Origin of the sequence: Streptomyces iakyrus, assembly GCF_000717055.1 — a bacterium.
Lineage (GTDB): Bacteria > Actinomycetota > Actinomycetes > Streptomycetales > Streptomycetaceae > Streptomyces > Streptomyces iakyrus.
Genome location: NZ_JNXI01000034.1, coordinates 19,755 through 46,583, shown reverse-complemented (window position 1 = coordinate 46,583; position 26,829 = coordinate 19,755). Strand labels below are relative to the sequence as shown.

Below are 26,829 nucleotides of genomic sequence, written 5' to 3'. Positions count from 1 at the left end.
CGCCCGCAAGGGCGGTTCACGCCCGGCGGGTGGAGGGCTGAGGGGGCAGCGTCACGTCTCCGCTGCGTTTGAGTCGCTGCCAGGGCAGTCGGTAGCCGTTGATCGCGGTCAGGCAGGCCTGGGCGAGGACCAGATACATCACCTGGCGGTAGACGACCTGCTGGAGGGGGAGCGCCCACAGGGGCCGGAGCCGCTCGCCGTCGAGGTGGAAGGCGTACGCGGCGCACAGGGCCTGCACTGCCAGCATGCCGCTCCAGGCCAGGACGGTGGTGAGCGCGTCTCCGAACACCAGGCCGTACAGGGCCAGTATGTCGATCAGCGGGGAGAGCAGCGGGGTGAGGATCTGGAAGACGGCCAGCAAGGGCAGACCGAGGCGGCCGAAGCGGCCCGCGTGGCCACGTTCGAGCAGCGCGTGCCGGTGCTTCCACGCCGCCTGCATCGTGCCGTAACTCCAGCGGTAGCGCTGGCGCCACAGTTGCCGCAGCGTGGCCGGTGCCTCGGTCCAGGCGAGTGCGTCCGGCGCGTAGCGGACCTCCCAGCCGGCCCGGTGCAGGGCCATGGTGATGTCGGTGTCCTCGGCGAGGGTGTCCGCACTCATCATCCCGGCGTCCCGCAGCGCCTCGACGCGGAACGCCCCCACGGCACCGGGAATGGTGGGCAGGCAGCGCAGCAGGTCGTACATACGGCGGTCGAGGTTGAAGCCCATGACGTACTCGATGTGCTGCCACCGGCCGAGCAGACGCCGCCGGTTGCCGACCTTGGCGTTGCCCGCGACGGCGCCGACGCGGGGGTCGGCGAACGGCTGGACGAGGCGGCCGACGGTCGAGGGGGCGAAGACGGTGTCGGCGTCCAGCATGACGACGATGTCGTGCGAGGCCCGGAGGACACCGGTGTTGAGAGCGGCGGGTTTGCCCCCGTTGGGCTGCCGGATGACGGTGACGTTCTCGAGGGCGAGGGACCGCGCGATGTCCGCGGTGCCGTCGTGGGAACCGTCGTCCACGACGATGATCTCGACGGGGTGGTCGCTCGCGGCGAGCGAACGGAGTGTCTTGGGGATGCACAGCTCCTCGTCGTACGCGGGTATGACGACGCTGACGGGCCGGGTGACGGGTCGGTGTGGGCCGGTCTGCGGGCGCCGGTGCCGACCGGCGTGGGCGCGGGCCAGGACGAGCAGGAGCACACACCGTGCGAGGACGAGCGAACCGACCACCAGCAGCAGCAGGCTGACGGCCGAAACCGCTGCCCCCGACACGGTGACAGCGGCCACGAAGATGCGGCCCTGCCACAGTTCCCCTGTTCCGACGGGGCTGGCGAGACTGTCGGCGCCGACGAGATCGGCGAGGGTGGTGAAGCGGTAGCCCTGGGCTTTCAGCCGGGGGATCAGGATCCTGAGAGCTTCGACGGTCTGTGATCTGTCCCCTCCCGCGTCGTGCAGGAGGACGACCGCGCCCCTGCCCGGCGCGTCGGGCATGGCCGCGTCGGCGATGGCCCGGGCGCCCGGACGCCGCCAGTCGTTGGTGTCCTGATCGATGAACGCCAGGAGGTAGCCCTTCGCTCCCAGACGCCGGGTCACGGTCCAGGCCGGGGCGTCGAGGGCGGAGGTGGTCGAGGAGTAGGGCATCCGCATCAGCGACGTGTTGATGCCTGCGGCCCCGGCGAGGGCGAGTTGGGTCAGCGCCAGCTCACGGTCGACGGCGCTCGCCGACTGGGTGGTCAGGTCCCGGTGGGAGAAGGTGTGCACACCGACCTCGTGGCCGGAACGGATCACGCTGCGCAGAACTCCCGGGTGCCTGACGGTCTGTTGCCCGGTGACGAAGAAGGTGCCGGGCGTGCCGTAGTGGTCGAGAACGGCCCGTATGCGGGGTGTCCAGGTGGGGTCGGGGCCGTCGTCGAAGGTCAGGACGATGGTCCTGGCCGGTGTGCGATAGGTCCGCAGGTGATCGCCGGTGGTGTCCACTACCGGGCCGCCGCCGCCGATCCTGCTGGGGACGCCGCTGGTGGAGCGGCCGCTGCGCCCTTCCTGGTCACCGGCGAAGCCGCGCGTGGTGTACCCCTCGACCAGGAGGACCGAGGCGACGAAGGCCAGCAGGACGAGGGGAACGACGATGCGGAACCGATGCCGGGGCGACAGGGGTGCTCGCGTCCGCCGCGGGCCGGGCGGCCTCGGTGCGGGGCCGGGTGACCGGTGCGGGCGCCGCCGCATCAGGGGGCCTCGGCCACCGGTGGGCCGGAGGGCGGGGGTGTGACACCGGACGGCGCCGAGGGGCCGGTCGCCGGCCCGGTGGGCGCGGGGGCCGGTGGCGGCGTCTGCACCGGGGGCTCGGGTGCCGGTGGGGCAGTGGTCGGCGGAGCGGGAGAGGGCGGAGGCGGGGCGGGCGCGGTGCCCGTGCCCGGTGTGGGGGCGGGCGCGGTGCCCGTACCCGGTGTGGGGGCGGGCGCGGGAGCAGCAGGGTCACCGGTAACGGGCTGCTCCGGTGGCGTGGTTGGTGCCTGCGGTTCTGCTGTGTCAGGAGGTGCCGGGGGGTCGACGGGTGGGTCCCCCGGTACGAGGGGCGGAGCGACGGGAGGGCCGGGTGCGGTGAACTGCGGAATGAGCAGGTTGCTCGGGCCGGCGGGTTCCAAGGGGTCCGACGCGGGTGGCCCGCCGGGTGCCGGGGGCGTCCGGTCGGGGGTGCGGGGGCCCGGTGCGGCGGGCGCCGCGATGTCGCCGGGCAGGATGGCCCCCGGCGCGAAGGGCGTTGCTCCCATCAGGCTCAGGCCCAGCACCGCCATGTACGTGGCGGCACCGGCGGCCAGCCCGTAACCGGTGCGCCGCAGGTACCGCGCACGCCGACCGGAGGCGTCGACGAACACAGGGAGGCTCGGACCGCCTGACGATTCCTGTCCCGAATGCCCGCTTTTGGGACGAAGAAGCACCATGGCGTTCAGCGTACGCCGCTGCGGCCCGGGAGAGTTCCTCAAGAAACCGGCAAGAATTTCTTACTCAGCCGTGCAACCCTTCCCGTCCCCCGCGGGTCGTACTTGGTGTCAGGACCTTTGGGGGAGGGGATCTGGGGGGATCGCGGGGGTTCCTGACGGGAGGGGAAAGGCCGAGGGGGCCCGGTCGACGGACCGGGCCCCCTCGAAACCGTTCCGGGGCGGCCGCTGCCGTCCAGGGGCTTCAGAAGAAGACACCGCATCGCAGCAGGACGTTCGCGTACGGCCGTGCCTCGCCCGTGCGGACGATCAGGCGGGCCCCCGCCGAGAGCTCCTTGAGCCGCTCGTGCGACACCAGGCGCAGCCCGGGGAAGTGCCCCTCCAGCAGCGCCGACGCCTCCGGGTTGGCGTCCCGCAGCTCCTGCGCCGCCGTCGCACCCTCGACCACCAGCTCGGCCAGCAGCCCGTCCAGCACCTCGGCGAACGCCGGCACCCCGGCCCGGAAGGCCAGGTCCACCACCCGGGGGCCGTCGGGGATGGGCATGCCCGCGTCGCACACCAGCACCCCGTCGCCGTGACCGAGTTCGGCCAGCGCACCGGCGAGGTGGCGGTTCAGTATCCCGGCCTTCTTCATGAGCCGGCGACCTCCGCCGCCGTCGGGAAGGACGCCTGCGCGCCCTCCTTCGTCACGGTCGCGGCACCCACCCGCACCGCGTACGCCGCCGCCTGGGCCAGGGACTCACCCGCACCCAGCCGCCAGGCCAGCGCGGCGGTGAAGGAGTCGCCGGCGCCCGTCGTGTCCACCGCGTCCACCTGCACGGCCGGGACGCGCGAGACGCCCTCCGCCGACGCCACCAGCGCGCCTTCCGCGCCCAGCGTCACCACCACCGACTTCGGGCCCTTGGCGAGGAGGATCCGCGCCCAGTCCTCGGGGGAGTCCCCGACGGCGGAGTCGCCCAGGATCACCTTCGCCTCGTGCTCGTTCACGATCAGCGGGTCGCAGGCCGCCAGCACCTCCCGCGGCAGGGGCCGCGGCGGCGAGGGGTTCAGCACGAAACGGCTCTCCGGTGCCAGGCTCCGTACGGCCTCCACGACCGTCTCCAGCGGGATCTCCAGCTGCGCCGACACCACCCGGGAGCCCTGGAAGAGGCACCCGGCGGCCCTGACGTCCTCCGGGGTGAGGCGGCCGTTCGCGCCGGGCGAGACGACGATGCTGTTGTCCCCGGACGGGTCGACCGTGATCAGCGCGACGCCGGTCGGCGCGCCGCCCACCAGGACACCCACCGTGTCGACGCCGGCCTCCCGCTGCGAGTCCAGCAGCAGCCGGCCGTGCGCGTCGTCGCCGACCCGGGCCAGCAGCGCCGTACGGGCACCGAGCCGGGCGGCGGCCACCGCCTGGTTGGCGCCCTTGCCGCCGGGGTGGACGGCCAGGTCGGAGCCGAGCACGGTCTCGCCGGCACCGGGCCGGCGCTCCACTCCGATCACCAGGTCGGCGTTGGCCGACCCCACGACCAGGAGGTCGTAGTCGTACATGAGTTGCTCCCCACGTGAGTGACATGGCCGGGCGGTGCGCCGGCTGTGGGTGACCGCCCGGCCGTTCCCCGATGTCAGCCGCTGAAGCCGGCCACGTTCTCCTTGGTGACCACCTTCACCGGCACCTTCACCGTCTCCTCGACCTTCTCGCCCTTCAGGGCTCGCAGGGCGTTGTCCACGGCGATCTTCCCGAGCTGGGACGGCTGCTGCGCCACCGACGCGTACAGGGTGCCGCCCTCGACCGCCTTCAGTCCGTCCGGCGTGCCGTCGAAGCCGACGACCGAGACCGACGTGCCGGCCTTGGAGCCCAGGGCCTTGATCGCGCCGAGCGCCATCTCGTCGTTGGCGGCGATGACGCCCTGGACGTCCGGGTGGGCCTGGAGCAGGTTCGACATGACGTCGAGGCCCTTGGTGCGGTCGAAGTCGGCGGGCTGCTGGGCCACGACCTGGATGCCCGGGAAGGCCTTGAGTCCGTCGGCGAAGCCCTGCGCCCGCTCCCGGGCCGCGGACGTGCCGGCCTGGCCCTGGAGGATCACGATCTTGCCCTTGCCGCCCAGCTTGTCGGCGATGGTCTTGGCGGCGAGTTCACCGCCGGCCACGTTGTCGGAGGCGACGAGGGCGTCCACCGACGCCTTGTTGACGCCCCGGTCGACCGCGATGACCGGGATCTTCGCCTGGTCGGCGGCCTTCACGGAATTGCTCGCGGCGTCCGAGTCCACCGGGTTGACGATGATCGCGCCGAGCCCGGAGCTGGTGAAGTTCTGCAGCTGGTTGGCCTGCTGGGAGGCGTCGTTCTGGGCGTCGGTGACGGTCAGGTCCACGCCCCGCTTCTCCGCCTCGGCCTCGGCACCCGCCCGGATCTGCACGAAGAAGGGGTTGTTGAGGGTCGACAGCGACAGGCCCATCTTGGGGCTGCTCGCGGCGGAGGAGCCGTTGTGCAGGAAGGACGTCGCGCCGACGATCGCGACGGTGACCGCGGCCGCGAGCCCGTACGTCGCCGCCTGCCTGCCCTTGCCTCCTCCGGAGGCACCGGCCACCGGGGTCGCCCCCGCCTTGCGCCGCAGGGTGTCGAACAGCACCGCGAGCGCGATGACGACACCGATCACGACCTGCTGCCAGAACGCCGAGACGTTCAGCAGGTTCAGCCCGTTGCGCAGCACGGCCAGGATCAGCGCGCCGATGAGCGTGCCGGACGCCTTGCCGGTGCCGCCCGCGAGGGAGGCGCCGCCGATGACGACGGCGGCGATCGCGTCCAGCTCGTAGCCGTCGGCGGCCTGGGGCTGCGCGGAGGAGAGGCGGGCGGCGAGGACGACACCGGCGACGGCGGCGAAGACGCCCGAGAAGGCGTAGATGGCGAGCTTCTGCTTCTTGACGCGCAGGCCGGACAGCCGCGCGGCCTCCTCGTTGCCGCCGATCGCGTACATCGAGCGGCCGATGTAGGTCCGGCCGAGCACGAAGGCCGCGATCAGGCCCATGAACACCATCACCAGGACCGGCACCGGCAGCCAGCCGCCGAGCGTGTCGCCGAGGTGGGAGACGGAGCCGGGGAAGGCGATCGGGGAGCCCTCGGAGATGACGAGGGACAGGCCGCGGGCCACGGACAGCATGGCCAGCGTGGCGATGAACGGCGGCAGCTTGCCGTAGGAGATCAGGATGCCGTTGACCAGGCCGCAGACGATGCCCGTCGCTATGGCGAGGAGCACGGCGAGGAAGACCGGGACGCCCGCCGAGGTGGCGCTCCAGGCGAGGACCGTGGCGGACAGCGCGGCGACCGAGCCGACCGACAGGTCGATGCCCGCGGAGACGATCACGAACGTGACACCGAAGGCGAGGATGGCGGTCACGGCCGCCTGCACGCCGACGTTGAGGAGGTTGTCCGTCGTCAGGAAGTCGCCGGACAGCGCCGACATCGCGATGACGAGGACGATGAGCGCGGTGAGCGCGCCGTTGTCGAGCAGGAGGCGGCGCAGGCCTCCCGAGGCGCCACCCGCGCCCGTCGTGCTCTTGAGCGTGTCAGTGGCCACGGGAGGCCTCCTTGTCCGTGCCGGGGTTGCTTACTGCGAGTGCCATGACGGCGTCCTGGGTCGCCTCGTCGGCGGAGAGTTCACCGGCGATCCGGCCCTGTGCCATGACCAGCACCCGGTCGCTCATGCCGAGCACCTCGGGAAGGTCGCTGGAGATCATCAGGACGGCCGCGCCGGCGGCGGTGAGTTCGTTGACGAGCTGGTAGATCTCGACCTTGGCGCCCACGTCGATGCCGCGGGTCGGCTCGTCGAGGATCAGCACCTTGGTGTCGGCGAGCAGCCACTTGCCGATGACGACCTTCTGCTGGTTGCCGCCGGAGAGGGTGCGCACGTGCTGGCCGAGTCCGGCCATCCGCACGCCGAGCTGCTTGGCGATGCGTTCGGCGGCCGCGCGCTGCCCCTTGAGGTCGACGAGCCCACCGCGCGTGGCCGACCGCAGGGTCACCAGGCCGAGGTTCTCCTCGACGGAGGCGTCCAGCACCAGGCCCTGGCCCTTGCGGTCCTCGGGGACGAGCCCGATCCCGGCGGTCATCGCCGCGTTGACGTCGTACTTGACGACCGGGGCGCCGGACACCTTCACCGTGCCCTTGTCGTACGAGTCGGCCCCGAAGACCGCGCGGACGACCTCGGTACGGCCCGCGCCGACCAGCCCGGCGATGCCGACGACCTCACCGGCGCGCACCTCGAAGCCGACGTCGTGGAAGACGCCCTCCCGGGTGAGTCCCTCGACGGTGAGCAACGCGGCGCCCCGGTCGGCGCGTTCACGCGGGTACTGCTGCTCGATGGAGCGGCCGACCATGAGCCGGACGAGCTCGTCCTCGGGGGTGGAGGCGGGGACCTGCCCGACGCTCTTCCCGTCGCGGATGACGGTCACCCGGTCGCCGAGTGCGGCGATCTCCTCCAGGTGGTGGGTGATGAAGACGATGCCGACGCCGTCCTCGCGCAGCGTGCGCACGATCGCGAAGAGCTTGTCGACCTCCTCGGAGGTGAGCACGGCGGTCGGCTCGTCCATGATCAGCACGCGGGCGTCCAGGCTGAGCGCCTTGGCGATCTCGACCATCTGGAGGCGTGCGATGCCGAGTTCACGGACCCGGGCGCGGGGGGACACGCTCACGCCGACCCGCTTCAGCAGGACCTCGGCGTCGGCCTCCATCCTCTTCCGGTCGATCATCCCGAACCGGCGCGGCTGGCGCCCGAGGAAGATGTTCTCGGCGACCGTCAGATCGGGTACCAGGTTGAACTCCTGGTAGATCGTGGCGATCCCGAGCCGCTCGGAGTCCTGCGCGCCCTGGATGCGCGTCTCCTCGCCGCCGACCAGGATCCGCCCGGCGTCGGGGGTGTAGGCGCCGGAGAGCATTTTGATGAGGGTGCTCTTGCCGGCACCGTTCTCACCGAGCAGGACGTGCACCTCGCCCCGGCGCAGGTCGAAGTCGACGCCGTCCAGCGCGACCACGCCCGGGAAGGTCTTCCGTATGCCCTCGATGCGCAGCAACTCGTCCGCGTTGCTCACGTCGTGCTCCTTTGCACTGGGGTGGGGTCCTCGCCGCACGAGCGGCGTACGACGAGCCGGGCGGGGAGGGTCACGGACTGGCCGGGCCGTCCCTCGATGCGGTCGACCAGGGCCCGTACGGCGGCCCGGCCCAGCTCGCCCGTGGGCTGGGCGATCGCGGTGACCGGCGGATCGGTGTGCACGAACCACCGGATGTCGTCGAACGCGGCCAGCGCGAGGTCGTCGGGTACGCGCAGGCCTCGCGCGCGGACGGCGTCCAGGGCGCCGAGCGCCATCAGGTTGTCGGCGGCGAAGACGACCTCGGGCGGCTCGGCCAGGTCGAGGAAGCCCTCGGTGACCAGCCGGCCGCTCTCGGCCTGGAAGTCGCCCTGCCCTATGTAGGCGTCGGGCAGGTCGAGTCCGTACGCGGCGAGCGCCTCCCGGAAGGCCTCCACGCGCTCGCGGCCGGTCGTGGTCGCCGCAGGGCCCGCGATGATGGCGAGCCTGCGGTGCCCGAGCCCGTGCAGATGCGCCACGAGGTCCCGTACGGCACCCCGCCCGTCCGACCGCACCACCGGCACGTCGACGCCCGGGATCCAGCGGTCCACGAAGACCATGGGCGTCCCGGCCCGCGCGGCGTCCAGCATCAGCGGCGAGCCGCCGTCCGTCGGGGAGACGAGCAGTCCGTCGATCCGCCGGTCCAGCAGGGTGCGTACGTGGTGGTCCTGGAGGTCCGGCCGCTCGTCGGCGTTGCCGATGATGACGCTGTAGCCGAGGGCGCGGGCCTCCTCCTCGACGGAGCGGGCCAGCTCGGTGAAGTAGGGGTTCATCACGTCGCTGATGACCAGGCCGAGGGTGTGGGTCTGGTCGGTGCGCAGGGAGCGGGCGACGGCGTTCGGGCGGTAGCCCAGGGTCTCGACGGCGGCCAGTACGCGGGTGCGTGCGTCGGCGCTGACCGACGGGTGGTCGTTCAGGACGCGCGAGACCGTGGCGACGGAGACGCCGGCCTCCGCAGCGACGTCCTTGATGCTGGCCACCGCCGCTCCACCTCCTCGTGGATCAGTCGGGGAGCACGGGGTGCGCGCTCGTGGAATCGATTACATCGACGGGAGCATGGAATCGATTACACACGGCCGAATCAAGCCCCCGGCGGTACCTCTTGACCGGATCGTGATGTCGCGGGGCGCGGCCCGGCGGGCCAGGCTGGAGGTACGGGGGTTTCCTGTGGGGCGTTCGAGGCCCTGGCGGGCCGGAGCGGAGGAACCATGACGGCGGCGACCCGGAACGACGTACCCGTCGCCCTCGAAGGCGACGGCGTGGAACTGCGCATGATGCCGATCGGCGGCGGCCTGTCGGTGGGCTACATCACCCTCCCCCAGGGCACGGACATGGGCCCGGCCCTCAAGGGCCTGCCCGACGACGCCTGCCAGTGCCCGCACTGGGGCTACCTGCTCAAGGGCCGGATCAGGATGCGCACGGCAGCGGGCGAGGAGGAGTACGAGGCGGGGCAGGCGTACTACTGGGGCCCCGGCCATGTACCGGTGGCGCTGGAGGACAGCGAGCTGGTGGAGTTCTCGCCGACCGAGGACTTCCAGCAGGTGATCGACCACGTGGTGGCGCAGGCCGGCTGAAGCAAGCCGCGGTCTTCGATGCGCCGGGCCCGCGCCGATGAGTTTCGCCGGTCCGGGCGGTCTCTCTTGCATCGATCTCTTGCATTGATCACAGGAGGAGCGCCGTGACCCAGCTGCTGCGCGTACAGAACTTCAACGTCTCGAGTGACGGATTCGGTGCCGGTGAGGGCCAGAGCCTGGAGCGGCCGTTCGGCCACGCCGACCCGGGGACGATGTTCGCCTGGGCCGGCGCGACGGCGAGCTGGCCGAACCGCACCGACCCGGGCGGGAGCCGGGGCCTGGACGACTACCTGGTGCGCGACTTCCACCACAACATCGGCGCCGAGATCATGGGCCGCAACAAGTTCAGCCCGCAGCGCGGCCCTTGGGAGAACCACGACTGGCAGGGCTGGTGGGGCGACGAGCCGCCGTTCCACACGCCGGTGTTCGTGATGACGCACCACGAGCGCCCCTCGTTCACCCTCTCCGACACGACGTTCCACTTCGTGGGCGGGGATCCGGCCGAGGTCCTGGCCCAGGCGCGCAAGGCGGCCGGGGGCAAGGACGTACGACTGGGCGGCGGGGCGGCGACCGTCCGGGAGTTCCTGGACGCCGACCTGGTGGACACGCTGCACGTGGCGGTCTCGCCCGGCGTGGTGCTCGGGTCCGGCTCACGGCTGTGGGAGTCGCCCGAGGAACTGCTCGACCGCTTCCACTGCGACGTGGTGCCGAGTCCCAGCGGGGTGGTCCATCACCTCTTCTGGCGCAAGTGACGCCAGGTCAGGCGCCCTTGCCCCAGTCCAGCCGGTCGGCGAGACCGGCGGCGGTGAAGGCGGCCTCCAGCGCGTCGCCGCCTTCGGTGAAGTGGGCCCAGCTGTCGTAGTGGACGGGGACGACGCGGCGGGCACCGAGGATCCGGGTGGCCTCCGCGGCCATACCGCTGTCCAGGACGAGGACCTGGTTGTCGAAGAGGACGGGGAAGCGGGGCGCGCCCGCGAAGAGCACGGCCGTGTCGACGGGGGCGAAGCGGCCGGCGATCGCCCGGACCGCGTCGAGTGAGGCGTTGTCGCCGCTGACGTAGACGGTGGGCAGGCCTTCGCCGGTCAGGACGAAGCCGACGACCTGGCCGGTGAACGGCTCGACCTGCTCGCGGGGACCGGGGCCGTGCACGGCCGGGACCCCGGTCACGGTGACCGTGCCGCCGCCGGGCCGGTCCACTTCGACGGACTCCCAGTCGGCCAGGCCCCTGACCTTGTCGCCCAGGCTCTCGCGCAGGCGCCCCCCGCCGCCGGGCGTGGTCAGCGTCAGCGGTATGCCGGCGAGCAGGGCCCGGCCGGAGGTGTCCAGGTTGTCGGCGTGCTCGTCGTGGGAGAGCAGGACCACGTCGATGCGGCCGAGGTCGGCGGGGCTGCCGGCGGCGGGGGCGGTCTTGGTCAGGAGCGGGCCCCCGGGACGGGGGTAGTCGCCGGGCGCGTCGAAGGTCGGGTCGGTCAGGAAGCGCAGGCCGCCGTATTCGAAGACGGCGGTCGGGCCGCCGAGGACGCGGATGGGGAAGTCGGCCGTCACGGGCAGGGAAGACATGCAGCACCTCACGGATAGACGCGATTCAACCGTGAGAAGACCGTAGCCGCTTCTCACGGATACAGGCAACCCGTACCATGAGAAGCATGGAGGAGTCCGTGACCGAGCAACCCGCCCCGCCGCCCGCGCAGGGCGAGGAAGAGCACCCCTCCCTGGCCCTCGCCAACACCGCGATCGCCATGCCCGGCGGGCGCACGTTCGACCTCCTGGGCACGCCCGCCCAGACGAACCACTGGCTGGCCCAGCGAGGCCTCGCCCCGGTCGACGCCGGTATGCGGGAGATGTGCGCGGCCCAGCTGCGGTCCCTGCGCGAACAGGTCAGGTCCCTGTTCGCCGCCCGCGTCGACGGCGTACCCGCCCTGCCCGCCGCGGTGACGGCGGTCAACGACGCGATGACCAGGGTTCCGACGGCCCCGCTGCTGCGGTGGGACGACAGGACCGGCCCCTACCGGACCACCCCCCACCCCACCACCGCGATCGTCGACCTCGCGCTGGCGACCCTCGCCGCCGACGCCGCGGATCTGCTCACGTCCCCCGCGGCCGAACGCCTCACGGCCTGCGGCTCCCCGCCGTGCAGCCGCTTCCTGCTCCGCCACGGCCGCCGCCAGTGGTGCTCCACCCGCTGCGGCGACCGCGCCCGCGCGGCCCGGGCGTACGCCCGCCGCACCGAGCAGCGCTGACACCGTCCCGGTCATGGCCGGGCCCTGCGGGCGAGCCGCGCGCCCCTGCTCTCCGCGACCCTTGGCCGATGGACGAACGCCGCATGCTTCGAACGCCGGTGGCATACGTCGACGCGTACGAGACGGGACGTCTGATGGACGATCCGGCTCTGGTGAGTGCCTGTCAGACCGCTTACGCTCTGGCTCTGAGCGACGCGTTGTCGCAGCAGGAGTCAGTGGGCCTAGTCAGGGCGGCAGCAGAGGATCACGCGCATGATCAGCAGTGAGTACACCGGGTGGTTCAAGTCCAGCTACAGCGGCGGCAGCCAAGCTGAGTGCCTCGAAGTCGCCCCCGGCCACCCCGGCGTCCCGGTGCGGGACAGCAAAGCCGCCCATGGTCCCGCCCTGGTCTTCTCGCGGAGCGGCTGGGACGCGTTCGTCAGCGCCGTCAAGGACGGGCACATCAAGGGTTAGGCAGGCTGCGTGAGACCCAGGGGCGGGTAGCTCTCGCCGCCCACGCGTTCGGCCGCCTCGATGTAGTCGGCGAGGGCGTCCCGGGACTGGGCGAGGCTCGCCAAAGTGACCGACGCCTCCGGCAGGACGCGACAGCACCCCCTGACCTGCACGGATACTGTCGCCGGCCTGCCGGCCCGGGCGGCCGCCGACGGTCCTGGCGAGCGGGACCGCCCGGTCCGCCCGGGGCCGGGCGTCACGCCGACTCGTTCAGCAACCTGCTCAGGTGCTCGCGCCCCGGTCCCAGGAGGTCGGGCAGCGGCGCCGCGTCCTCGTACCAGCGCTTCTCGTACTCCCAGCAGAGCCAGCCGTCCCAGCCGTGGCGGGAGAGGACCTCGACGCATTCGGCGAGTGGGAGGACGCCCGCGCCGAGGGGCAGGGGGGTCGTGTCGTCGGGGGAGGCGATGTCCTTGACCTGGACGTAGCCGAGGTGCGGGGAGAGGGCCGCGTAGGTCTCGGAGGGCTGTTCGCCGCCGAGCCAGGTGTGCATCACGTCCCAGAGGGCGCCGACCTGGCGGTGGCCGACGAGGCCGAGGATCCGCATCGCGTCGGCGGCGGTGCGGTGCGAGTCGTGGGTTTCGAGGAGGATGCGGACGCCCAGGTCGTTGGCGTGTTCGGCGGCCGTGCCCAGGCGGCGGGCGGCCGTCGCGTCGGCCTCCTCGGGGGCCTGGACGTCGAGGTCGCCGCCGGGGAAGACCCGGACGTACGGGGCTCCCAGGTCGTGGGCCAGGTCGACGAGGGCACGGATCTCGGCCAGGACGGGCTCGTCGTCGCCCGGCGCGGCGACCTGTGCGTAGCCCGCCAGGCCCAGGAGCTCTACGCCCGCTCCCTTGAACTCGGCCGCGACGTCCGCCCGTTCGGCGGGGCCGAGGCCGGTGTGGACCGGTTCCTCGGGATGGGTGCGCAGTTCCACGCCGTGATAGCCGTGGGCGGTCGCGAGGCGCAGGACGTCGGGCAGGGGCAGGCCAGGGACACCGAGGGTGGAGAACGCCAGCTTCATGTGGACGGAATCTACCCGGCACCCCCGCCTGCGACTCCCCTCCGTCCCCCGGGTGTTGCGTGAAGATCCAGTCGCCAGTCCTGGCCGACCAGATCCCGGCCGAAAGAGTGGTGCGGTTTCTCCGCGACAAGGACGAAACCGTGGCGCCGGTAGATGCGGCGGGCCGCGGCGAGGACGTCGTTCGTCCACAGGACGACCTCGCGGTAGCCGGCGTCGCGCGCGAAGCCGACGAGCGTCCCCACCAGGCGGTCGCCGATGCCGAGGCCGCGCGCGTCCGGCTCGACGAGCAGGAGCCGCAGCCGGGCGGCGCCGGACGCGTCGTCCCGGACACACATCACGCAGCCCACCGGCCGGCCGTCCAGCTCGGCGATCCACGTCCGCTCCCGGCGCGGCTCGTGGTCCTCGGCGTAGTCGGCGACGATCCGCGCGACCAGGCCCTCGTAGTCGGCGTTCCAGCCGTACTCGGCGGCGTACAGCGCGGCATTGCGCTGGACGATCCAGCCGAGGTCGCCGGGGGCGGGCTCGCGCAGGACCACGTCCTCGGGGCGCGGGACGCGGCTCTCGCCCAGGATCGTCCGGACGGTCCGCATGGCCTCCGCGAGCCGCGGCCGGTCCTCGGCGCTGACCGTGTCCAGCATCTCCCCGACCGCCTGCCGTGCCCGCTCGTCGAGCAGGGCGGCGGCCTCCCGGCCGGGTGTGGTGAGCGTGACGCTGCGACGGCGCGGGTCCGTCTCGGAGGGGCCGCGCTCGACCAGCCCGTCCTGCTCGAACTTGTTCAGGATGCGCGTCAGGTACCCGGCGTCCAGGTGCAGCTGGGCCCGCAGGTCGGCGGCGTCGGTACGGGGCGCGTGCGCCAGCTCGTAGAGGACGCGGGACTCGGTGAGGGTGTAGGGGGCGTAGAGCCGGCGGCCGTAGTCGAGGGCTCCGATGACGTTCGTGTAGAAGCGGTTGAAGGAGCGGATGTCCTGGACGGTCATGGTCTCGACCCCGATATTTGACTCAGTCAGAGATATCTGGGGTCGAGCTTAGACGTCCGGGACGCCGGAGACCAGGACGAGATGCCGCGGCCGGGCGACGGCCGATGAGTTTCTCCGGGTTCCGCGGTCAGGAAGGGTGTTCGTGCGTCGCAGCCGCAAGTGATGTGGAAGCGTGCAGGGACGAATCCGCCGAGCACCCGTCACGAGATACCGAGGAACCCGACATGCGCACCCTGATCAGCACCGCTTTCATCTCGCTCGACGGCGTCGTCGAGGCCCCGGGCGGCGAGCCCGGTTACCGGAACTCCGGGTGGACCTTCAAGGACGTCGAGTTCCTCCCCGAGGCGTACGAGATCAAAGGCCGGGAGCAGGAGGAGGCCACCGCGCTGATGATGGGCCGCCTCAGCTATGAGGCGTTCAGCCCGGTATGGCCCGACATGGAGGAATTCGCCGACTACAACGTGATGCCGAAGTACGTCGTCTCCACCACCCTCGCCGAGGAGAACCTGGTGTCGAACTGGGGCGAGACGGTGATCCTGCGCTCGCTCGACGAGGTCGCCGCGCTGAAGGAGACCGAGGGCGGCCCGATCATCGTCCACGGCAGCGCCTCACTCAACCAGGCCCTTTCGGACGCCGGCCTGATCGACCGCTACCACCTGCTCGTCTTTCCGCTTCTGCTCGGCGCGGGCAAGCGGCTCTTCAGCGCCACGGACAAGGACACCCAGAAGCTGCGGCTCGTCGAGCACGAGGCCTACGCCAACGGGATCCAGAAGAACGTCTTCGACGTCGTTCGCTGACGCGGGGACGTCCGGGCCGAAGCGGGGGCGCAGGGGCATGGGGACGGCAGGCCTCGCACCGCCCCCGCCTCCAGGCCCCGGCTGCCAAGAGGCTCTCCAGGCCCCGGCTGCTAAGAGGCCCGCGGCACCCCGGAGGACCCGCGCACCATCAACTCGCCCCGCACCGAAGCGATCCCCCCGGGCGGCGCCTCCTCGCGGCCCATGGCGATCCGTCCGGCCCGGGCACCCGCCTCCGCCAGCGGCAGCCGCACGGTCGTCAGCGACGGCACCGCGTCGATGCTGAACGGCAGGTCGTCGAAGCCCGCCACCGACACGTCCTCCGGGATCCGCAGGCCCGAGTCGCGCAGCGCGGCGCAGGCCCCCAGTGCGACGGAGTCGTTCGCCGCGACGACCGCCGTCAGCGACGGGTCACGCCGCAGCAGCTCCAGCGTCGCCTCGTAGCCGGACCGCCGGTCGTAGCGTCCGTGCACCGTCCACCGGGGGTCCTCCTCGATGCCGTGCGCGGCCAGCGCGGCCCGGTGCCCTTCCAGCCGGTGCCGCGTGGTCGTCCGCTCCTCGGGGCCCGCGATGTAGCCGAGCCGCCGGTGCCCGAGCCCGATGAGGTGCTCGGTCAGCTCCTGCCCGCCACCGCGGTTGTCGAAGGTCAGCGCGATGGCCCCGGTGTCCGGCGCCGGCGGGCGTCCGCACAGCACGACCCGTGTCCCGGCCTCCCCCAGCTTGCGCACCTTGGCGTCCATCGCCGCCTGGTGCGCCGCGTCCTCGATCGCCCCGCCGGTCAGCACCACGGCCGCGGCCCGCTGCCGCTGAAGCAGCGTGAGGTAGGTCAGCTCCCGTTCGGGTGAGCCGCCCGTGTTGCAGACCACCGCGAGTCTCTCCCCGCCCGCACGGCCGCCCGGCCCGCCGATCTCGGCCTGGATGGCGCTCGCCATGATCCCGAAGAACGGGTCGGCGATGTCGTTCACCAGGATCCCGACCAGGTCGGAGGTGGCGGCGGCCAGGGCGCTCGCGGGCCCGTTGAGCACGTAGTCCAGCTCGTCCACGGCCTTCAGCACCCGCTCGCGGGTGGAGGCCGCCACGGGGTAGTTCCCGTTCAGCACGCGCGACACCGTCGCGGGTGAGACCTGGGCGCGGGCCGCCACGTCCGCCAGGGTCACCGTCATCTCGTCGTCCTCCGGTCGCGCATCTCGTCTCGTCTCCGCCCTCGTACACACCCGGACCACCGGACATGGTTCCGCACGGATCAGCAGGTCGACCGCCCCCGCCCCGGCGAACCAATGGCCAAGGTTCCGAGCAGACCTTAAGCCCCCGACCCCCTGTTGTTCGCCCCCTCGAACAACTCGTCCTGGTCACGGTCTTGTCCGGACCGCGGTTCAGAGGCTAGCTTCTCCGTATATAGAAAGCGCTTGCTGCAACGCTCACCAGTTAGCCGGCGGCTCCCGGGCCGGCTGTGACGGGTGGGGCGTACGCGGCGCCGCGACCGCGTACGAAGGGAACGACGTTGACACGCAAGACGGTGCGAATCGCCATGAACGGCGTGACCGGGCGCATGGGCTACCGCCAGCACCTGGTCCGCTCCATCCTCGCCCTCCGCGAGCAGGGCGGCCTCGACCTCGGCGACGGCACGGTGCTGTGGCCCGAGCCGATCCTGGTGGGCCGCCGGGAGCACGCGCTGAAGGCGATGGCCGAGCAGCACGGGCTGGAGCACGTCTCGACGGACGTGGACGCGGTCCTCGCCGACGAGACGGTGGACATCTACTTCGACGCGCAGGTCACCTCCGCCCGTGAGCAGGCCCTGAAGAAGGCCATCGCGGCCGGCAAGCACATCTACACCGAGAAGCCCACCGCCACCGGCCTCGACGGCGCCCTGGACCTCGCCCGGCTGGCGAACGAGGCCGGCATCAAGCACGGCGTCGTCCAGGACAAGCTGTTCCTCCCGGGCCTGCTGAAGCTGAAGCGCCTGATCGACGGCGGCTTCTTCGGCCGGATCCTGTCCGTGCGCGGCGAGTTCGGCTACTGGGTCTTCGAAGGCGACTGGCAGGACGCCCAGCGCCCGTCCTGGAACTACCGCTCCGAGGACGGCGGCGGCATCGTCGTCGACATGTTCCCGCACTGGGAGTACGTGCTGCACGAGCTGTTCGGCCGGGTGAAGTCCGTCCAGGCGCTCACCGCCACGCACATCCCGCAGCGCTGGGACGAGAACGGCAAGCCGTACGACGCCACCGCCGACGACGCCGCCTACGGCATCTTCGAGCTCGAAGGCGGCGCGATCGCCCAGATCAACTCCTCCTGGGCCGTGCGCGTCAACCGCGACGAGCTGGTGGAGTTCCAGGTGGACGGCACGGAGGGCTCGGCGGTGGCCGGACTCAGGAACTGCCGTGCCCAGCACCGCAGCGCCACCCCCAAGCCGGTCTGGAACCCGGACATCCCCGCCACCGAGGTCTTCCGCGACCAGTGGCAGGAGGTCCCGGACAACGCCGAGTTCGACAACGGCTTCAAGGCCCAGTGGGAGCTGTTCCTGCGGCACGTCTACGCCGACGCGCCCTACCACTGGGACCTGCTGGCCGGTGCCCGCGGTGTCCAGCTCGCCGAGCTGGGCCTGAAGTCCTCGGCGGAGGGCCGCCGTCTCGACGTGCCGGAGATCGCGCTGTGACCATCCGACTTCCCGGCGCCGACGGGGCGTTGCGGACCTACGAGCCCCGCACCGAGCCCCTGGCCGTGACCGCCGGGACGCCCTTCACCTCCCGCACGGTCTTCTCGGCCGCGCACGTCGTCGCCGACCCGTTCGCGGACGTCTCCCCCGACTCGCCCGCCGCGGTCGACTGGGACGCCACCCTCGCCTTCCGCCGCCACCTGTGGTCGCACGGTCTCGGCGTCGCCGAGGCCATGGACACCGCCCAGCGCGGCATGGGCCTGGACTGGGCTGGCGCGGCGGAGCTGATCCGCCGGTCGGCGGCCGAGGCCACGTCGGTCGGCGGCCGCATCGCCTGCGGCGTGGGCACCGACCAGATCGCCTCCGGCTCGCTCGCGGAGGTCCGCGCGGCCTACGAGGAGCAGCTCGCCCTCGTCGAGGAGTCCGGCGCGCAGGCCATCCTGATGGCGTCCCGGGCGCTCGCGGCGGCGGCCTCCGGGCCGGAGGACTACCTGGAGGTCTACGGCCACCTGCTGCGCCAGGCCGCCGAGCCGGTGGTCCTGCACTGGCTGGGCCCGATGTTCGACCCGGCCCTGGAGGGCTACTGGGGGTCGGCCGACCTGGACGCGGCGACGGACACCTTCCTGGACGTGATCGCCGCCCACCCGGACAAGGTCGACGGCATCAAGGTCTCCCTGCTGGACGCCCAGCGCGAGATCGACATCCGCCGCCGGCTCCCGAAGGGCGTGCGCTGCTACACGGGCGACGACTTCAACTACCCCGAGCTGATCGCGGGCGACGAGCAGGGCTTCAGCCACGCGCTGCTCGGCATCTTCGACCCGCTGGGCCCGCTGGCGGCGCAGGCGGTCCGGGTCCTGGACACCGGCGACGTGCGGGGCTTCCGCGATCTGCTCGACCCCACGGTCGGGCTCTCCCGGCACCTGTTCCAGACCCCGACCCGCTTCTACAAGACGGGCGTGGTCTTCCTGGCCTGGCTGGCGGGCCACCAGACGCACTTCACGATGGTCGGCGGCCTGCAGTCGGCACGCTCGCTGCCGCACTTCGCGACGGCCTACGAACTGGCCGACGGACTGGGGCTGTTCCCCGACCCGAAGCTCGCGGAGGAACGGATGAAGACGCTGCTGAGCGTGTACGGGGTGAACCAGTGAGCGGGTCCCTGGAACGCTTCTCCATCAACCAGATGACGGTGAAGCAGCTGTCGCTGCCGGAACTGGCCGACGGCTGCGCCCGGCTGGGCATCCGCAACGTGGGGCTCTGGCGCGAGCCGGTGCAGGCGTTCGGCCTGGAGGCCACGGCGAAGCTGGTGCGGGACGCCGGGCTGACGGTGACGACGTTGTGCCGGGGCGGGTTCTTCACGGCGATCGACCCGGCGGAGCGCGCCGAGGCCCTGGCCGACAACCGCCGCGCGATCGACGAGGCGGCGACGCTGGGCACGGACACGCTGGTCCTGGTCTCGGGCGGGCTTCCCGCGGGCTCGAAGGACCTGCACGGCGCCCGCGAGCGCATCGCCGACGCCCTGTCGGAACTGGGCCCGTACGCGGAGCGGCACGGCGTCCGGCTGGCCATCGAGCCGCTGCACCCCATGTACGCCTCGGACCGCTGTGTGGTGTCGACCCTGGCCCAGGCCCTCGACCTCGCCGAACGCTTCCCGGCGCACCAGGTCGGCGTCACGGTCGACACCTACCACATCTGGTGGGACGACACCGCCCCCGCGCAGATCGCCCGGGCTGGCGCGGGCGGCCGTATCCACACCTTCCAGCTCGCCGACTGGACGACTCCCCTCCCCGAGGGCGTCCTCACCGGCCGCGGCCAGATCGGCGACGGGTCGATCGACATGCGGGAGTGGCAGGACCACGTGGAGGCGGCCGGCTACACCGGCGCCATCGAGGTGGAGCTGTTCAACGACGCCCTGTGGGCACGGGACGGCCAGGAGGTCCTGGCCGAGACGGCGCGGAGGTTCACCGAACACACCCGCTGACCCGGCTCGGCGCCAGGCCGCTGCCCCGCCCCGCCGGCCACGGGGCGGGGCAGCGGCATGTGCGGGCCCGCGCGGGGCGGAAACGAGCGGCGAGTGCAGGGCACCACGCAACCGGATCAGGGCGGGTACGGCGGCCGGCGCACCCGGGGGAAAGGGGGCGGGCGCAGGGCACCGCTCAGGCACGGAGCAGGGGCGGATGCGGGGGCACGCGTACCCGCGGAGGGGCGGATGCCGGGGGCCCGCCCATCCGCGGAGCGGGGTGGCGCGTGTCCGGGCGGTCCCCCGGCCGTTCCGGATGCACCCGTCCCCCGGGCGTGACACGCTTTTCCCAAGGACTCGGCCGGTCGTAGTGCTCTCTTCCCCTCGCATCCTGATTCGGAGAGCAGCCATGGCTGACTTCCTCGTCAACACCACCAGGTCCGGCGACCAGCTCCAGCCCGCCGTCGACGGCTTGTTCGGCACGCAGTTCCTGGAGCTGTGGTCGGACGACAGCGAATTCGTCATCAAGGGACAGTTCCTGGCGGACGACGGCGACAAGCTCGGGAGCGAGTTCGCGGTCAGCACCCAGCCGGCGGACGGGCCCGGGGTGCGGCCGCTGTGGCCGTCCGTGCTGTCCGCCGGGATCAGCGGCCAGTTCGCCGTATGGCTGGAGACGCCGTTCGGCCTGCCCGGCCCCAGCCCGTCCGTGAAGCTCCAGCGGTTCACCGAGGGCCGCAAAGCCGGTCCGGAGACGCTCGTCACGGCCGACGCGGATCCGAAGGTCCGGCCCTGCCTGGCGTTCATGATCGACGGTGGCGTGCTGGTCACCTGGGCGAGCCCGCGGCCCGACCGGCGCATCCGCGCACGGCGGTTCCATTCGGACGGCAGCCCTGCGACACCGGAGTTCACGGTCAGCACCACCGAGGGCTTCCACGAGAGGCCCGCCGCCTCGATCCTCACCAACGGCAACGTGGTCGTCGCCTGGTCGACCGATCCCTCATCGGCCGGCGGCGGCCGGCTCACCCTGCGGTTCTTCGACTTCGAGGGCCATGCCCTGGGCGGGGAGATCCAGCCCGACGTCGGCGGCTTCACAGGGGTCAACGCGATCACCCTGCTCGACAGCGGACGGTTCGTCGTCGCGCACATCGAGCGCATCCAGCCCAGCGACCTGGGCAAACCGCAGACCACGGTCGCGGCGAGCATCTTCCAGCCCGACGGCACCGAGACCCTCGACATCACGGCCGGCAACCCCCGGGGCTTCACCCGGAGTTCCCCGGCGCTGTCCCGGCTGCCCGGCGGGCGCTTCCTGATGGCGTGGGTCGAGGAGAGCGCGGACACCCACGACACCGTGCCGACGGTGATGGCCAAGGTCTGCTCCGAGAGCCAGGGTTCACTCGGCGACCCGGTGCGGGTCAGCACGGCCGCCCCCGGGACACGGTCCCACACCTGCACCGCGACGGCCTTCGGCAACGGCCCGGAGAGCGCGATCGTCACCTGGGCCGACGACAGCCACCTCGACGGCGACACGGGCTTCGGCGTGCGGGCCCGCACGTTCCACGTCAGCCCGCCCGGGGTGCTGGTCGAGGCGTCCTAGGGTCGGCCGCCGGGTGCCGGGGCTCCGCGGGGTGAGGGAGGCCAGCCCCACCCCGCCCACCAGCAGCGCCGCCGCGCACCACCGCAGCGGGCTCACCGGCTCGTCGAGGAACAGGAACGCCGACGACATGCCGAAGACGGGGACCAGGAGCGAGAACGGCGCGACCGTGGAGGCGGGGTGGTGGCGCAGGAGGAAACCCCAGGCGCCGAAGCCGAAGACCGTGGTGATCCAGGCGACGTAGAGGACCGTGCCCGCGCCCTGCCAGTCCAGGGCGCGCAGGGCCGCCAGGTCGCGCGAGGGGCCCTCGGTGAGGAGGGAGAGGGCCAGCAGGGGCAGGACCGGGACCGTGCTGACCCAGACCATGAAGTTCAGGGCGTCGGGCGGAGCGGCCTTGCGGGTGAGGACGTTCGAGGCGCCCCAGCACGCCGCCGCGCCGACGACCAGGGCGAACGCGCCGAGCGGGCCCGAGGCGCCCTCGTCGACGGCCGCCACGGCGATGCCGGCCAGGGCGGTCAGCATGCCCAGCAGGCGGATGCGGGAGGGCCGTTCGCCCAGGGTCAGGGCCGCGATCGCCGCCGTGAACACCGCCTGGATCTGCAGGACCAGGGAGGACAGACCGGCCGGCATGCCCGCGTCCATGCCGACGAAGAGCAGGCCGAACTTGGCGACGCCCAGGACCAGGCCGACCGCCACGATCCACTTCCACGCCACCTTCGGACGGCCCACGAGGAACACGGCCGGGAGCGCCGCCGCGAGGAAGCGCAGGGCGGAGAAGAGCAGGGGCGGGAAGTGGTCAAGGCCGATCTCGATGACCGTGAAGTTGACGCCCCAGACGGCGGCGACCAGGACGGCGAGGGCGAGGTGTGACGGGCGCATGCGGTGAGCATCGCGTCCCGCGACCGTGAAGCACCAGCGATGATAGCTGCATGGTTGGATGAAGCGTCGCTAAGCAATAGCTCGCTGAGCACAAGCATTGCCGGGCAGAGCCCCGGACGACCGGCTCGGCAGCAAGGAGGACCCCGTGCTCGATCTCCAGCGGCTGCGCGCCCTGCACGCCGTCTCCGTGCACGGCACCGTCGGCGCCGCCGCGCTCGCGCTCGGGTACACGCCCTCCGCGGTGTCCCAGCAGATCGCCAAGCTGGAGCGGGAGACCCGGACCGTGCTGCTGGAGCGGGAGGGGCGGGGCGTGCGGCTCACCGACGAGGCCAGGCAACTGGTGGCGGCGGCACAGGAGTTGCTGGCCATCGTGGAACGCGCCGAGACCGAACTGGAGGAGCGCCGGGGCCGGCCCGCGGGGCGGCTGACCGTCGCCGCGTTCCCGTCGGCGGCACGCGGGCTGATGCCGGGCGTACTGGCCGAGCTCGGCCGCAGGCATCCCGCCCTGGACGCCCGGCTCTCCGAGGTCGATCCGCATCTGTCGGTCGACCTGGTGGCGAAGGGCGCCGTCGACCTCGCCGTGGCGCACGACTGGGACATCGCGCCGCTGCCCGCCCCGCCGGGTCTGGAGCAGGCGCTCATCGGGGACGACCTGTGCGATCTGCTCGTCCCCGAGGGGCATCCCTTCGCCGGGCGGGCCGCCGTGCGGCGCGAGGAGCTGGGCGGCGAGCGGTGGATCTGCCAGCCGCCGGGGCGGGTCTGCCACGACTGGCTGCTGCGGACGCTGCGCACGGCCGGGCACGAGCCGGACATCGTCCACCAGGCCGACGAGAACCCCACCCTGGTGGCCCTGGTCGCGGCCGGGCTCGGGGTGGCGCTCATCCCGCGGCTGGGGCGCGGGCCGCTGCCCGCCGGGGTGGTGGCGGTGGCGCTCGACCCGATGCCGGTGCGGCGGCTGTACGCGCTGTGGCGGACGGGGGCTGCGCGGCGTCCGGCCATCGCGGAAACCGTACGGGTGCTCGGCGAGCTGTGGCCGGAAGTGGCGGCTCGTCCGCCCCGCTGACCTCCTGGTTCACCTGCGTACCGACTTGCGGAAATCCGGGCCGAGTCGGGAACCCGGACCGGACCGTCCCCGTCCAATCGCAGGCCACCGGAGAGTCACCACGGTGCGGTGTCGGCCCTCGCCACTGGCTGCGATCGCTGACCACCCTCTCCGCCGTACCGCGGCCGGCGGCACCCGCCGCCATCGGCGCGTCCCCCTCCAACCGCGCCGGTGGCGGCCCCTCGGCGGTTACCGTGCATTCCCTTGACTGGCAGAAACTTCCCGGATATTGGTGACCTCTTGGAAGTTTCCTTCAGCGGATCCGCATCGGATCACCTCCGGAAGGAGCGCACGTGCACGACACCGGCACGGGAAACACGGCTCAGCCCTCCAGACGCACCCTCCTCGCCGCCACAGCCGGCGTCACCGCCGCCCTCGCGGCCGCCGGGCCCGCGCGCGCCGCCGCCCCGGACGACAGCCGGCTGCGCGCCCTCGTCTCCCGCATGACGCTGGAGGAGAAGGTCGGCCAGCTCTTCGTGATGCGGGTCTACGGCCACTCCGCCACCGCCCCCGACCAGGCCGACATCGACGCCAACCTCAAGGAGATCGGGGTCCGTACGGCCGCCGAGCTGGTGACGAAGTACCGGGTCGGCGGCATCATCTACTTCGCCTGGGCCCACAACACCCGCGAACCGCACCAGATCGCGGACCTGTCCAACGGCATCCAGAAGGCGTCCCTGGAGCTGCCGCGCGGGCTGCCGGTGCTCATCTCCACCGACCAGGAGCACGGGATCGTCGCCCGGATCGGCAAACCCGCCACGCTCTTCCCCGGCGCCATGGCCGTCGGCGCGGGCGGGTCGCGGTCCGATGCGCGCACCCTCGGCCGGATCGCGGGCGCCGAGCTGCGGGCGATGGGGATCCGGCAGGACTACTCGCCCGTGGCCGATGTGAACGTCAACCCGGCCAACCCGGTCATCGGCGTACGGTCCTTCGGCGCCGACCCGCGGGCCGTGTCCGCGCTGGTGGCCGCCGAGGTCGCCGGGTACCAGGGGTCGGGCGTCGCCGCGACCGCCAAGCACTTCCCCGGGCACGGCGACACCAACGTCGACAGCCACACCGGCTTCCCCACCATCCCGCACAGCCGGGAGCTGTGGGAGAGGCTGGACGCCCCGCCGTTCCGGGCGGCGATCGCCGCGGGCATCGACTCGATCATGACGGCCCATCTGATGGTCCCGGCCCTCGACGACTCCGGCGACCCGGCCACCCTCTCCCGCCCCATCCTCACCGGCATCCTGCGCGAACGCCTCGGCTACGACGGGGTCGTGGTCACCGACTCCCTCGGCATGGAGGGCGTACGCACCAAGTACGGCGACGAGCGGGTGCCGGTGCTCGCCCTGAAGGCGGGCGTGGACCAGCTCCTCAACCCGCCCGACCTGGACCTCGCCTGGAACGCCGTCCTCACCGCCGTGCGCGAGGGCGAGCTCACCGAGGCCCGGCTCGACGAATCGATCCTGCGGGTGCTGCGGCTGAAGTCGAAGCTGGGGCTGTTCCGTTCGCCGTACGTCAGTCAGGCCGGTGTGGACCGGGCCGTCGGCACCCGGGCGCATCTGGCGGCGGCCGACCGGATCGCCGAGCGGACGACCACGCTGCTCGTCAACGAGGGGCGGCTGCTGCCCCTGTCACGGCGCCGGTACCGCAAGGTGCTGGTGGTCGGCGCGGATCCGGCCTCGCCGTCGGGCACGACGGGGCCGCCCACGGGCGTGCTCGCCGGCGCGCTGGGAGACCTGGGCTTCACCGCCACCGCCCTGTCCACCGGCACCGCGCCCTCCGCGGCGACCATCGCGAAGGCGGTCGCGGCGGCGCGGGACGCCGACGCGGTGGTCGTGGCCACGTACAACGTCACGGCGGGCAGCGGTCAGAAGGCGCTGGTGGAGCAGCTCGTGGCCACCGGCAGGCCGGTCGTGGCGGTGGCGGTCCGCAACCCGTACGACGTGGCCCGGCTGCCGTCCGTGCGGGCCTGCCTGGCCGCCTACTCCTGGACGGATGTCGAACTGCGGGCCGCCGCACGGGTGATCGCGGGGCGGGTGAAACCGCGTGGGAAGCTGCCGGTGGCGGTGCAGCGGGCGGATGATCCGGAGCAGGTGCTGTACCCCATCGGCTACGGACTGTCGTACTAGACGTACGCCACGGCTCGGGCGCACCACCCCCAACGTGCGCAAACCGCCCCATGTGCCTGGCGTGCGCCCGCGACGGCGGGTCACGCTGGGCGAGCACACTCGGGGGGTCGGCGATGCGTGAGAGAAGTTCCGTGGGGGTGGTCTGGGGACTGGTGGCGCTGCTCGGCACGCTGCTGACCGGCTGCCAGAGCCCGTCGGGCGGCGTGGCGGAGGACGGCCGGCTGGGGGATCCCGCGACCGGCAGGACCGGGCGGACCGCCACGGCGTCACCGGTGCCGACCCGGCCCTCCGGATACGGGGCGGTGTTCCTCGCGGTCGGCGAGTGCAGCTCGTTCGGCACGACGAGCTTCACCGAGGTGCCGTGCGCCGGGGAGCGGGCGGCGGCCCGGGTCGTGGCACGGCACGACGGCACCGTGCGGGACGGGCCGCGCTGCCCGGCGACCACCGACTTCGTGCTGCACATCAGCGAACAGCGCCCCGCGTCCGACGAGGACGGCGACGGGGCGGTCCCGCGGGGCTACGCCTGCATGCGCAACCTCCAGCCGCCGCACCCCGGCGACCCGGGCGGCGGGGGCGGGCCCCGCACGATCGTCGGCGACTGCGTCTACAGCTCCGGCGACGGGCAGGTCCGCGAGACCGCCTGCGACGGCGAGGGCGAGCGCGAGCCGCAGTACAAGGTGGTCCGCGCGGTCACCGACCGCGCCGACTGCCCCGGCCCGACGGCCCTGTACGTCCGGCTGGGCGGGAAACAGCCGGTGGGGTGCGCCCGGCCGCTGTGAGGTGCGGGGGCGTGGGCCGGCGCCCGCGTCACCCCAGGAGCCTGTTGCGCGGGAGTCTTCGCCGGGCCTCGGCCATCTGGTCGCGGACGTGCTGCGGGGGGAGGTCCGCCGCCAGCCGGGCCAGTTCCTCGAAGGTGGACAGGTACGTTCCCGTGCTGCCCTCGCCCCGCAACTCCCTCTCCCGCTCCACGAACGGCCGGACGGCTTTCCACACCGAGACGATCCGGGTGCGCAGGACCGTGACCAGCAGCGTCTGGTCGAGCAGTCCGAAGACGGCGAGGTTGGCGAACGACTGGTAGTAGTACACGACGCTGCAGAAGGCCGTCTTGGCCTCCGGCGGCAGCCCCCGTACTCCGCCCTCCGGGTCGTGCTCGGCCCCCAGGCGGGTGCACACGTAGTCGTGCTGTTCATGGAACTCGGCGGACCGGAACTCCCGGAGCAGATCGATCAGCACCGATATGTGGTTGGCGTGCTTCGCGATGCGGGCCTGCCGTGTGCTGAACACGATGGAGGTCACCACTGCGACGACGGCGATGGCCGTGGTCACGACGTTGAAGACGACAGAACTGTCCATCAGGTCACCGTACGGAGCATTCACCGCGCGCGCAGGGACATGCAAACCGCCCCTCGGCCGGCAGGCCGAGGGGCGGTCGTG

The 26,829-nt window shown here is 72.5% G+C and carries 23 protein-coding genes; 11 read left to right on the top strand and 12 right to left on the bottom strand.

From position 1 onward, the window contains the following. Positions 1–16 precede the first annotated feature (16 nt). The 6 genes from OO68_RS37840 to OO68_RS37810 form a co-directional block, all read right to left on the bottom strand. Positions 17–2,203, bottom strand: a complete 2,187-nt coding sequence (locus tag OO68_RS37840) for a bifunctional polysaccharide deacetylase/glycosyltransferase family 2 protein (RefSeq protein ID WP_033313946.1) — start codon at positions 2,201–2,203, stop codon at positions 17–19. Positions 2,204–3,160: 957 nt separating this feature from the next. Then, entirely contained in the window at positions 3,161–3,550 is a 390-nt protein-coding gene (gene rbsD, locus OO68_RS37830; protein WP_033313944.1) for a D-ribose pyranase, read from the bottom strand. After that, entirely contained in the window at positions 3,547–4,449 is a 903-nt protein-coding gene (locus OO68_RS37825) for a ribokinase (RefSeq protein WP_033313943.1), read from the bottom strand. The genes rbsD and OO68_RS37825 overlap by 4 nt, the downstream gene beginning before the upstream one ends. A gap of 74 nt (positions 4,450–4,523) precedes the next feature. Next, positions 4,524–6,473: an ABC transporter permease/substrate-binding protein gene (locus OO68_RS37820; RefSeq protein ID WP_033313941.1), complete on the bottom strand. Its 1,950-nt coding sequence runs from the start codon at positions 6,471–6,473 to the stop codon at positions 4,524–4,526. After that, a complete protein-coding gene (locus OO68_RS37815; protein WP_033313940.1) occupies positions 6,463–7,983 on the bottom strand; it encodes a sugar ABC transporter ATP-binding protein in 1,521 nt (506 codons plus the stop codon). Before OO68_RS37815 ends, OO68_RS37820 begins: the two co-directional genes overlap by 11 nt. Beyond that, positions 7,980–8,999 carry a LacI family DNA-binding transcriptional regulator gene (locus OO68_RS37810; RefSeq protein WP_033313939.1) on the bottom strand — a complete coding sequence of 340 codons (1,020 nt, stop codon included), beginning with the start codon at positions 8,997–8,999 and terminating at the stop codon, positions 7,980–7,982. Before OO68_RS37810 ends, OO68_RS37815 begins: the two co-directional genes overlap by 4 nt. Positions 9,000–9,227: 228 nt before the next feature. Between OO68_RS37810 and OO68_RS37805 the strand changes: the two genes are divergently transcribed. Together OO68_RS37805 and OO68_RS37800 are read left to right on the top strand one after the other, a co-directional pair. Then, positions 9,228–9,593, top strand: coding sequence for a cupin domain-containing protein (locus OO68_RS37805; protein ID WP_033313938.1), 366 nt, complete (start codon positions 9,228–9,230; stop codon positions 9,591–9,593). A 104-nt stretch (positions 9,594–9,697) separates the two neighbouring features. Then, positions 9,698–10,345, top strand: a complete 648-nt coding sequence (locus OO68_RS37800; RefSeq protein ID WP_033313936.1) for a dihydrofolate reductase family protein — start codon at positions 9,698–9,700, stop codon at positions 10,343–10,345. 7 nt (positions 10,346–10,352) lie between these two features. On the opposite strand, the gene OO68_RS37795 is transcribed toward OO68_RS37800, so the two are convergent. Continuing rightward, positions 10,353–11,153 carry an MBL fold metallo-hydrolase gene (locus OO68_RS37795; protein ID WP_033313935.1) on the bottom strand — a complete coding sequence of 267 codons (801 nt, stop codon included), beginning with the start codon at positions 11,151–11,153 and terminating at the stop codon, positions 10,353–10,355. A gap of 86 nt (positions 11,154–11,239) precedes the next feature. On the opposite strand from OO68_RS37795, the gene OO68_RS37790 reads away from it, so the two are divergent. Together OO68_RS37790 and OO68_RS37785 are read left to right on the top strand one after the other, a co-directional pair. Further along, on the top strand, positions 11,240–11,833 hold the full coding sequence (locus OO68_RS37790; protein ID WP_033313934.1) for a CGNR zinc finger domain-containing protein: 594 nt from the start codon (positions 11,240–11,242) through the stop codon (positions 11,831–11,833). Between the two features lie 252 nt (positions 11,834–12,085). Continuing rightward, positions 12,086–12,286, top strand: a complete 201-nt coding sequence (locus OO68_RS37785; RefSeq protein WP_033313933.1) for a DUF397 domain-containing protein — start codon at positions 12,086–12,088, stop codon at positions 12,284–12,286. A gap of 235 nt (positions 12,287–12,521) precedes the next feature. On the opposite strand, the gene OO68_RS37780 is transcribed toward OO68_RS37785, so the two are convergent. Both OO68_RS37780 and OO68_RS37775 read right to left on the bottom strand, forming a co-directional pair. Further along, a complete protein-coding gene (locus OO68_RS37780) occupies positions 12,522–13,325 on the bottom strand; it encodes a sugar phosphate isomerase/epimerase family protein (protein WP_033313932.1) in 804 nt (267 codons plus the stop codon). Positions 13,326–13,336: 11 nt separating this feature from the next. Beyond that, the gene (locus OO68_RS37775) at positions 13,337–14,302 is read right to left on the bottom strand and encodes a bifunctional helix-turn-helix transcriptional regulator/GNAT family N-acetyltransferase (RefSeq protein ID WP_051814963.1); all 966 of its coding nucleotides are present in this window, start codon (positions 14,300–14,302) and stop codon (positions 13,337–13,339) included. 224 nt (positions 14,303–14,526) lie between these two features. On the opposite strand from OO68_RS37775, the gene OO68_RS37770 reads away from it, so the two are divergent. Further along, the gene (locus OO68_RS37770) at positions 14,527–15,099 is read left to right on the top strand and encodes a dihydrofolate reductase family protein (protein WP_033313930.1); all 573 of its coding nucleotides are present in this window, start codon (positions 14,527–14,529) and stop codon (positions 15,097–15,099) included. Positions 15,100–15,209: 110 nt separating this feature from the next. Here OO68_RS37770 and OO68_RS37765 read toward each other — a convergent pair whose 3' ends face one another. Then, positions 15,210–16,259 (bottom strand): LacI family DNA-binding transcriptional regulator, encoded by a 1,050-nt coding sequence (locus OO68_RS37765; RefSeq protein ID WP_033313929.1) that lies wholly within the window; start codon positions 16,257–16,259, stop codon positions 15,210–15,212. 338 nt (positions 16,260–16,597) lie between these two features. On the opposite strand from OO68_RS37765, the gene OO68_RS37760 reads away from it, so the two are divergent. Genes OO68_RS37760 through OO68_RS37750 form a run of 3 tightly spaced genes read left to right on the top strand, consistent with a single transcriptional unit; the run spans position 16,598 to position 19,727 of the window. Then, positions 16,598–17,749, top strand: coding sequence for a Gfo/Idh/MocA family protein (locus tag OO68_RS37760; protein ID WP_033313928.1), 1,152 nt, complete (start codon positions 16,598–16,600; stop codon positions 17,747–17,749). Next, entirely contained in the window at positions 17,746–18,897 is a 1,152-nt protein-coding gene (locus tag OO68_RS37755; protein ID WP_033313927.1) for a dihydrodipicolinate synthase family protein, read from the top strand. Before OO68_RS37760 ends, OO68_RS37755 begins: the two co-directional genes overlap by 4 nt. Before the next feature lie 32 nt (positions 18,898–18,929). Next, positions 18,930–19,727: a sugar phosphate isomerase/epimerase family protein gene (locus tag OO68_RS37750; RefSeq protein ID WP_051814964.1), complete on the top strand. Its 798-nt coding sequence runs from the start codon at positions 18,930–18,932 to the stop codon at positions 19,725–19,727. A 1,369-nt stretch (positions 19,728–21,096) separates the two neighbouring features. Here OO68_RS37750 and OO68_RS44850 read toward each other — a convergent pair. Further along, the gene (locus OO68_RS44850; RefSeq protein WP_078625726.1) at positions 21,097–22,176 is read right to left on the bottom strand and encodes an EamA family transporter; all 1,080 of its coding nucleotides are present in this window, start codon (positions 22,174–22,176) and stop codon (positions 21,097–21,099) included. A 145-nt stretch (positions 22,177–22,321) separates the two neighbouring features. Here OO68_RS44850 and OO68_RS37740 point away from each other — a divergent pair, with 145 nt between their 5' ends. The 3 genes from OO68_RS37740 (at position 22,322) to OO68_RS37730 (ending at position 26,174) form a co-directional block, all read left to right on the top strand. Further along, positions 22,322–23,239 carry a LysR family transcriptional regulator gene (locus tag OO68_RS37740; RefSeq protein WP_033313972.1) on the top strand — a complete coding sequence of 306 codons (918 nt, stop codon included), beginning with the start codon at positions 22,322–22,324 and terminating at the stop codon, positions 23,237–23,239. A 332-nt stretch (positions 23,240–23,571) separates the two neighbouring features. Continuing rightward, positions 23,572–25,395: a glycoside hydrolase family 3 protein gene (locus OO68_RS37735; RefSeq protein WP_033313922.1), complete on the top strand. Its 1,824-nt coding sequence runs from the start codon at positions 23,572–23,574 to the stop codon at positions 25,393–25,395. A gap of 113 nt (positions 25,396–25,508) precedes the next feature. Further along, a complete protein-coding gene (locus OO68_RS37730) occupies positions 25,509–26,174 on the top strand; it encodes a hypothetical protein (protein WP_033313921.1) in 666 nt (221 codons plus the stop codon). A 28-nt stretch (positions 26,175–26,202) separates the two neighbouring features. Here the strand turns inward: OO68_RS37730 and OO68_RS37725 are convergent, their stop codons facing one another. After that, positions 26,203–26,748: a DUF4760 domain-containing protein gene (locus tag OO68_RS37725; RefSeq protein WP_051814961.1), complete on the bottom strand. Its 546-nt coding sequence runs from the start codon at positions 26,746–26,748 to the stop codon at positions 26,203–26,205. Positions 26,749–26,829: the final 81 nt, after the last annotated feature.

Excerpts from the sequence above, each read along its gene's own strand:
- OO68_RS37840 (WP_033313946.1), bottom strand. The coding sequence starts at position 2,203 with ATGCGGCGGCGCCCGCACCGGTCACCCGGCCCCGCACCGAGGCCGCCC.
- rbsD (WP_033313944.1), bottom strand. The coding sequence starts at position 3,550 with ATGAAGAAGGCCGGGATACTGAACCGCCACCTCGCCGGTGCGCTGGCC.
- OO68_RS37825 (WP_033313943.1), bottom strand. The coding sequence starts at position 4,449 with ATGTACGACTACGACCTCCTGGTCGTGGGGTCGGCCAACGCCGACCTG.
- OO68_RS37805 (WP_033313938.1), top strand. The coding sequence starts at position 9,228 with ATGACGGCGGCGACCCGGAACGACGTACCCGTCGCCCTCGAAGGCGAC.
- OO68_RS37795 (WP_033313935.1), bottom strand. The coding sequence starts at position 11,153 with ATGTCTTCCCTGCCCGTGACGGCCGACTTCCCCATCCGCGTCCTCGGC.
- OO68_RS37790 (WP_033313934.1), top strand. The coding sequence starts at position 11,240 with ATGGAGGAGTCCGTGACCGAGCAACCCGCCCCGCCGCCCGCGCAGGGC.
- OO68_RS37785 (WP_033313933.1), top strand. The coding sequence starts at position 12,086 with ATGATCAGCAGTGAGTACACCGGGTGGTTCAAGTCCAGCTACAGCGGC.
- OO68_RS37780 (WP_033313932.1), bottom strand. The coding sequence starts at position 13,325 with ATGAAGCTGGCGTTCTCCACCCTCGGTGTCCCTGGCCTGCCCCTGCCC.
- OO68_RS37775 (WP_051814963.1), bottom strand. The coding sequence starts at position 14,302 with ATGACCGTCCAGGACATCCGCTCCTTCAACCGCTTCTACACGAACGTC.
- OO68_RS37770 (WP_033313930.1), top strand. The coding sequence starts at position 14,527 with ATGCGCACCCTGATCAGCACCGCTTTCATCTCGCTCGACGGCGTCGTC.
- OO68_RS37765 (WP_033313929.1), bottom strand. The coding sequence starts at position 16,259 with ATGACGGTGACCCTGGCGGACGTGGCGGCCCGCGCCCAGGTCTCACCC.
- OO68_RS37750 (WP_051814964.1), top strand. The coding sequence starts at position 18,930 with ATGACGGTGAAGCAGCTGTCGCTGCCGGAACTGGCCGACGGCTGCGCC.
- OO68_RS44850 (WP_078625726.1), bottom strand. The coding sequence starts at position 22,176 with ATGCGCCCGTCACACCTCGCCCTCGCCGTCCTGGTCGCCGCCGTCTGG.
- OO68_RS37730 (WP_033313921.1), top strand. The coding sequence starts at position 25,509 with ATGCGTGAGAGAAGTTCCGTGGGGGTGGTCTGGGGACTGGTGGCGCTG.
- OO68_RS37725 (WP_051814961.1), bottom strand. The coding sequence starts at position 26,748 with ATGGACAGTTCTGTCGTCTTCAACGTCGTGACCACGGCCATCGCCGTC.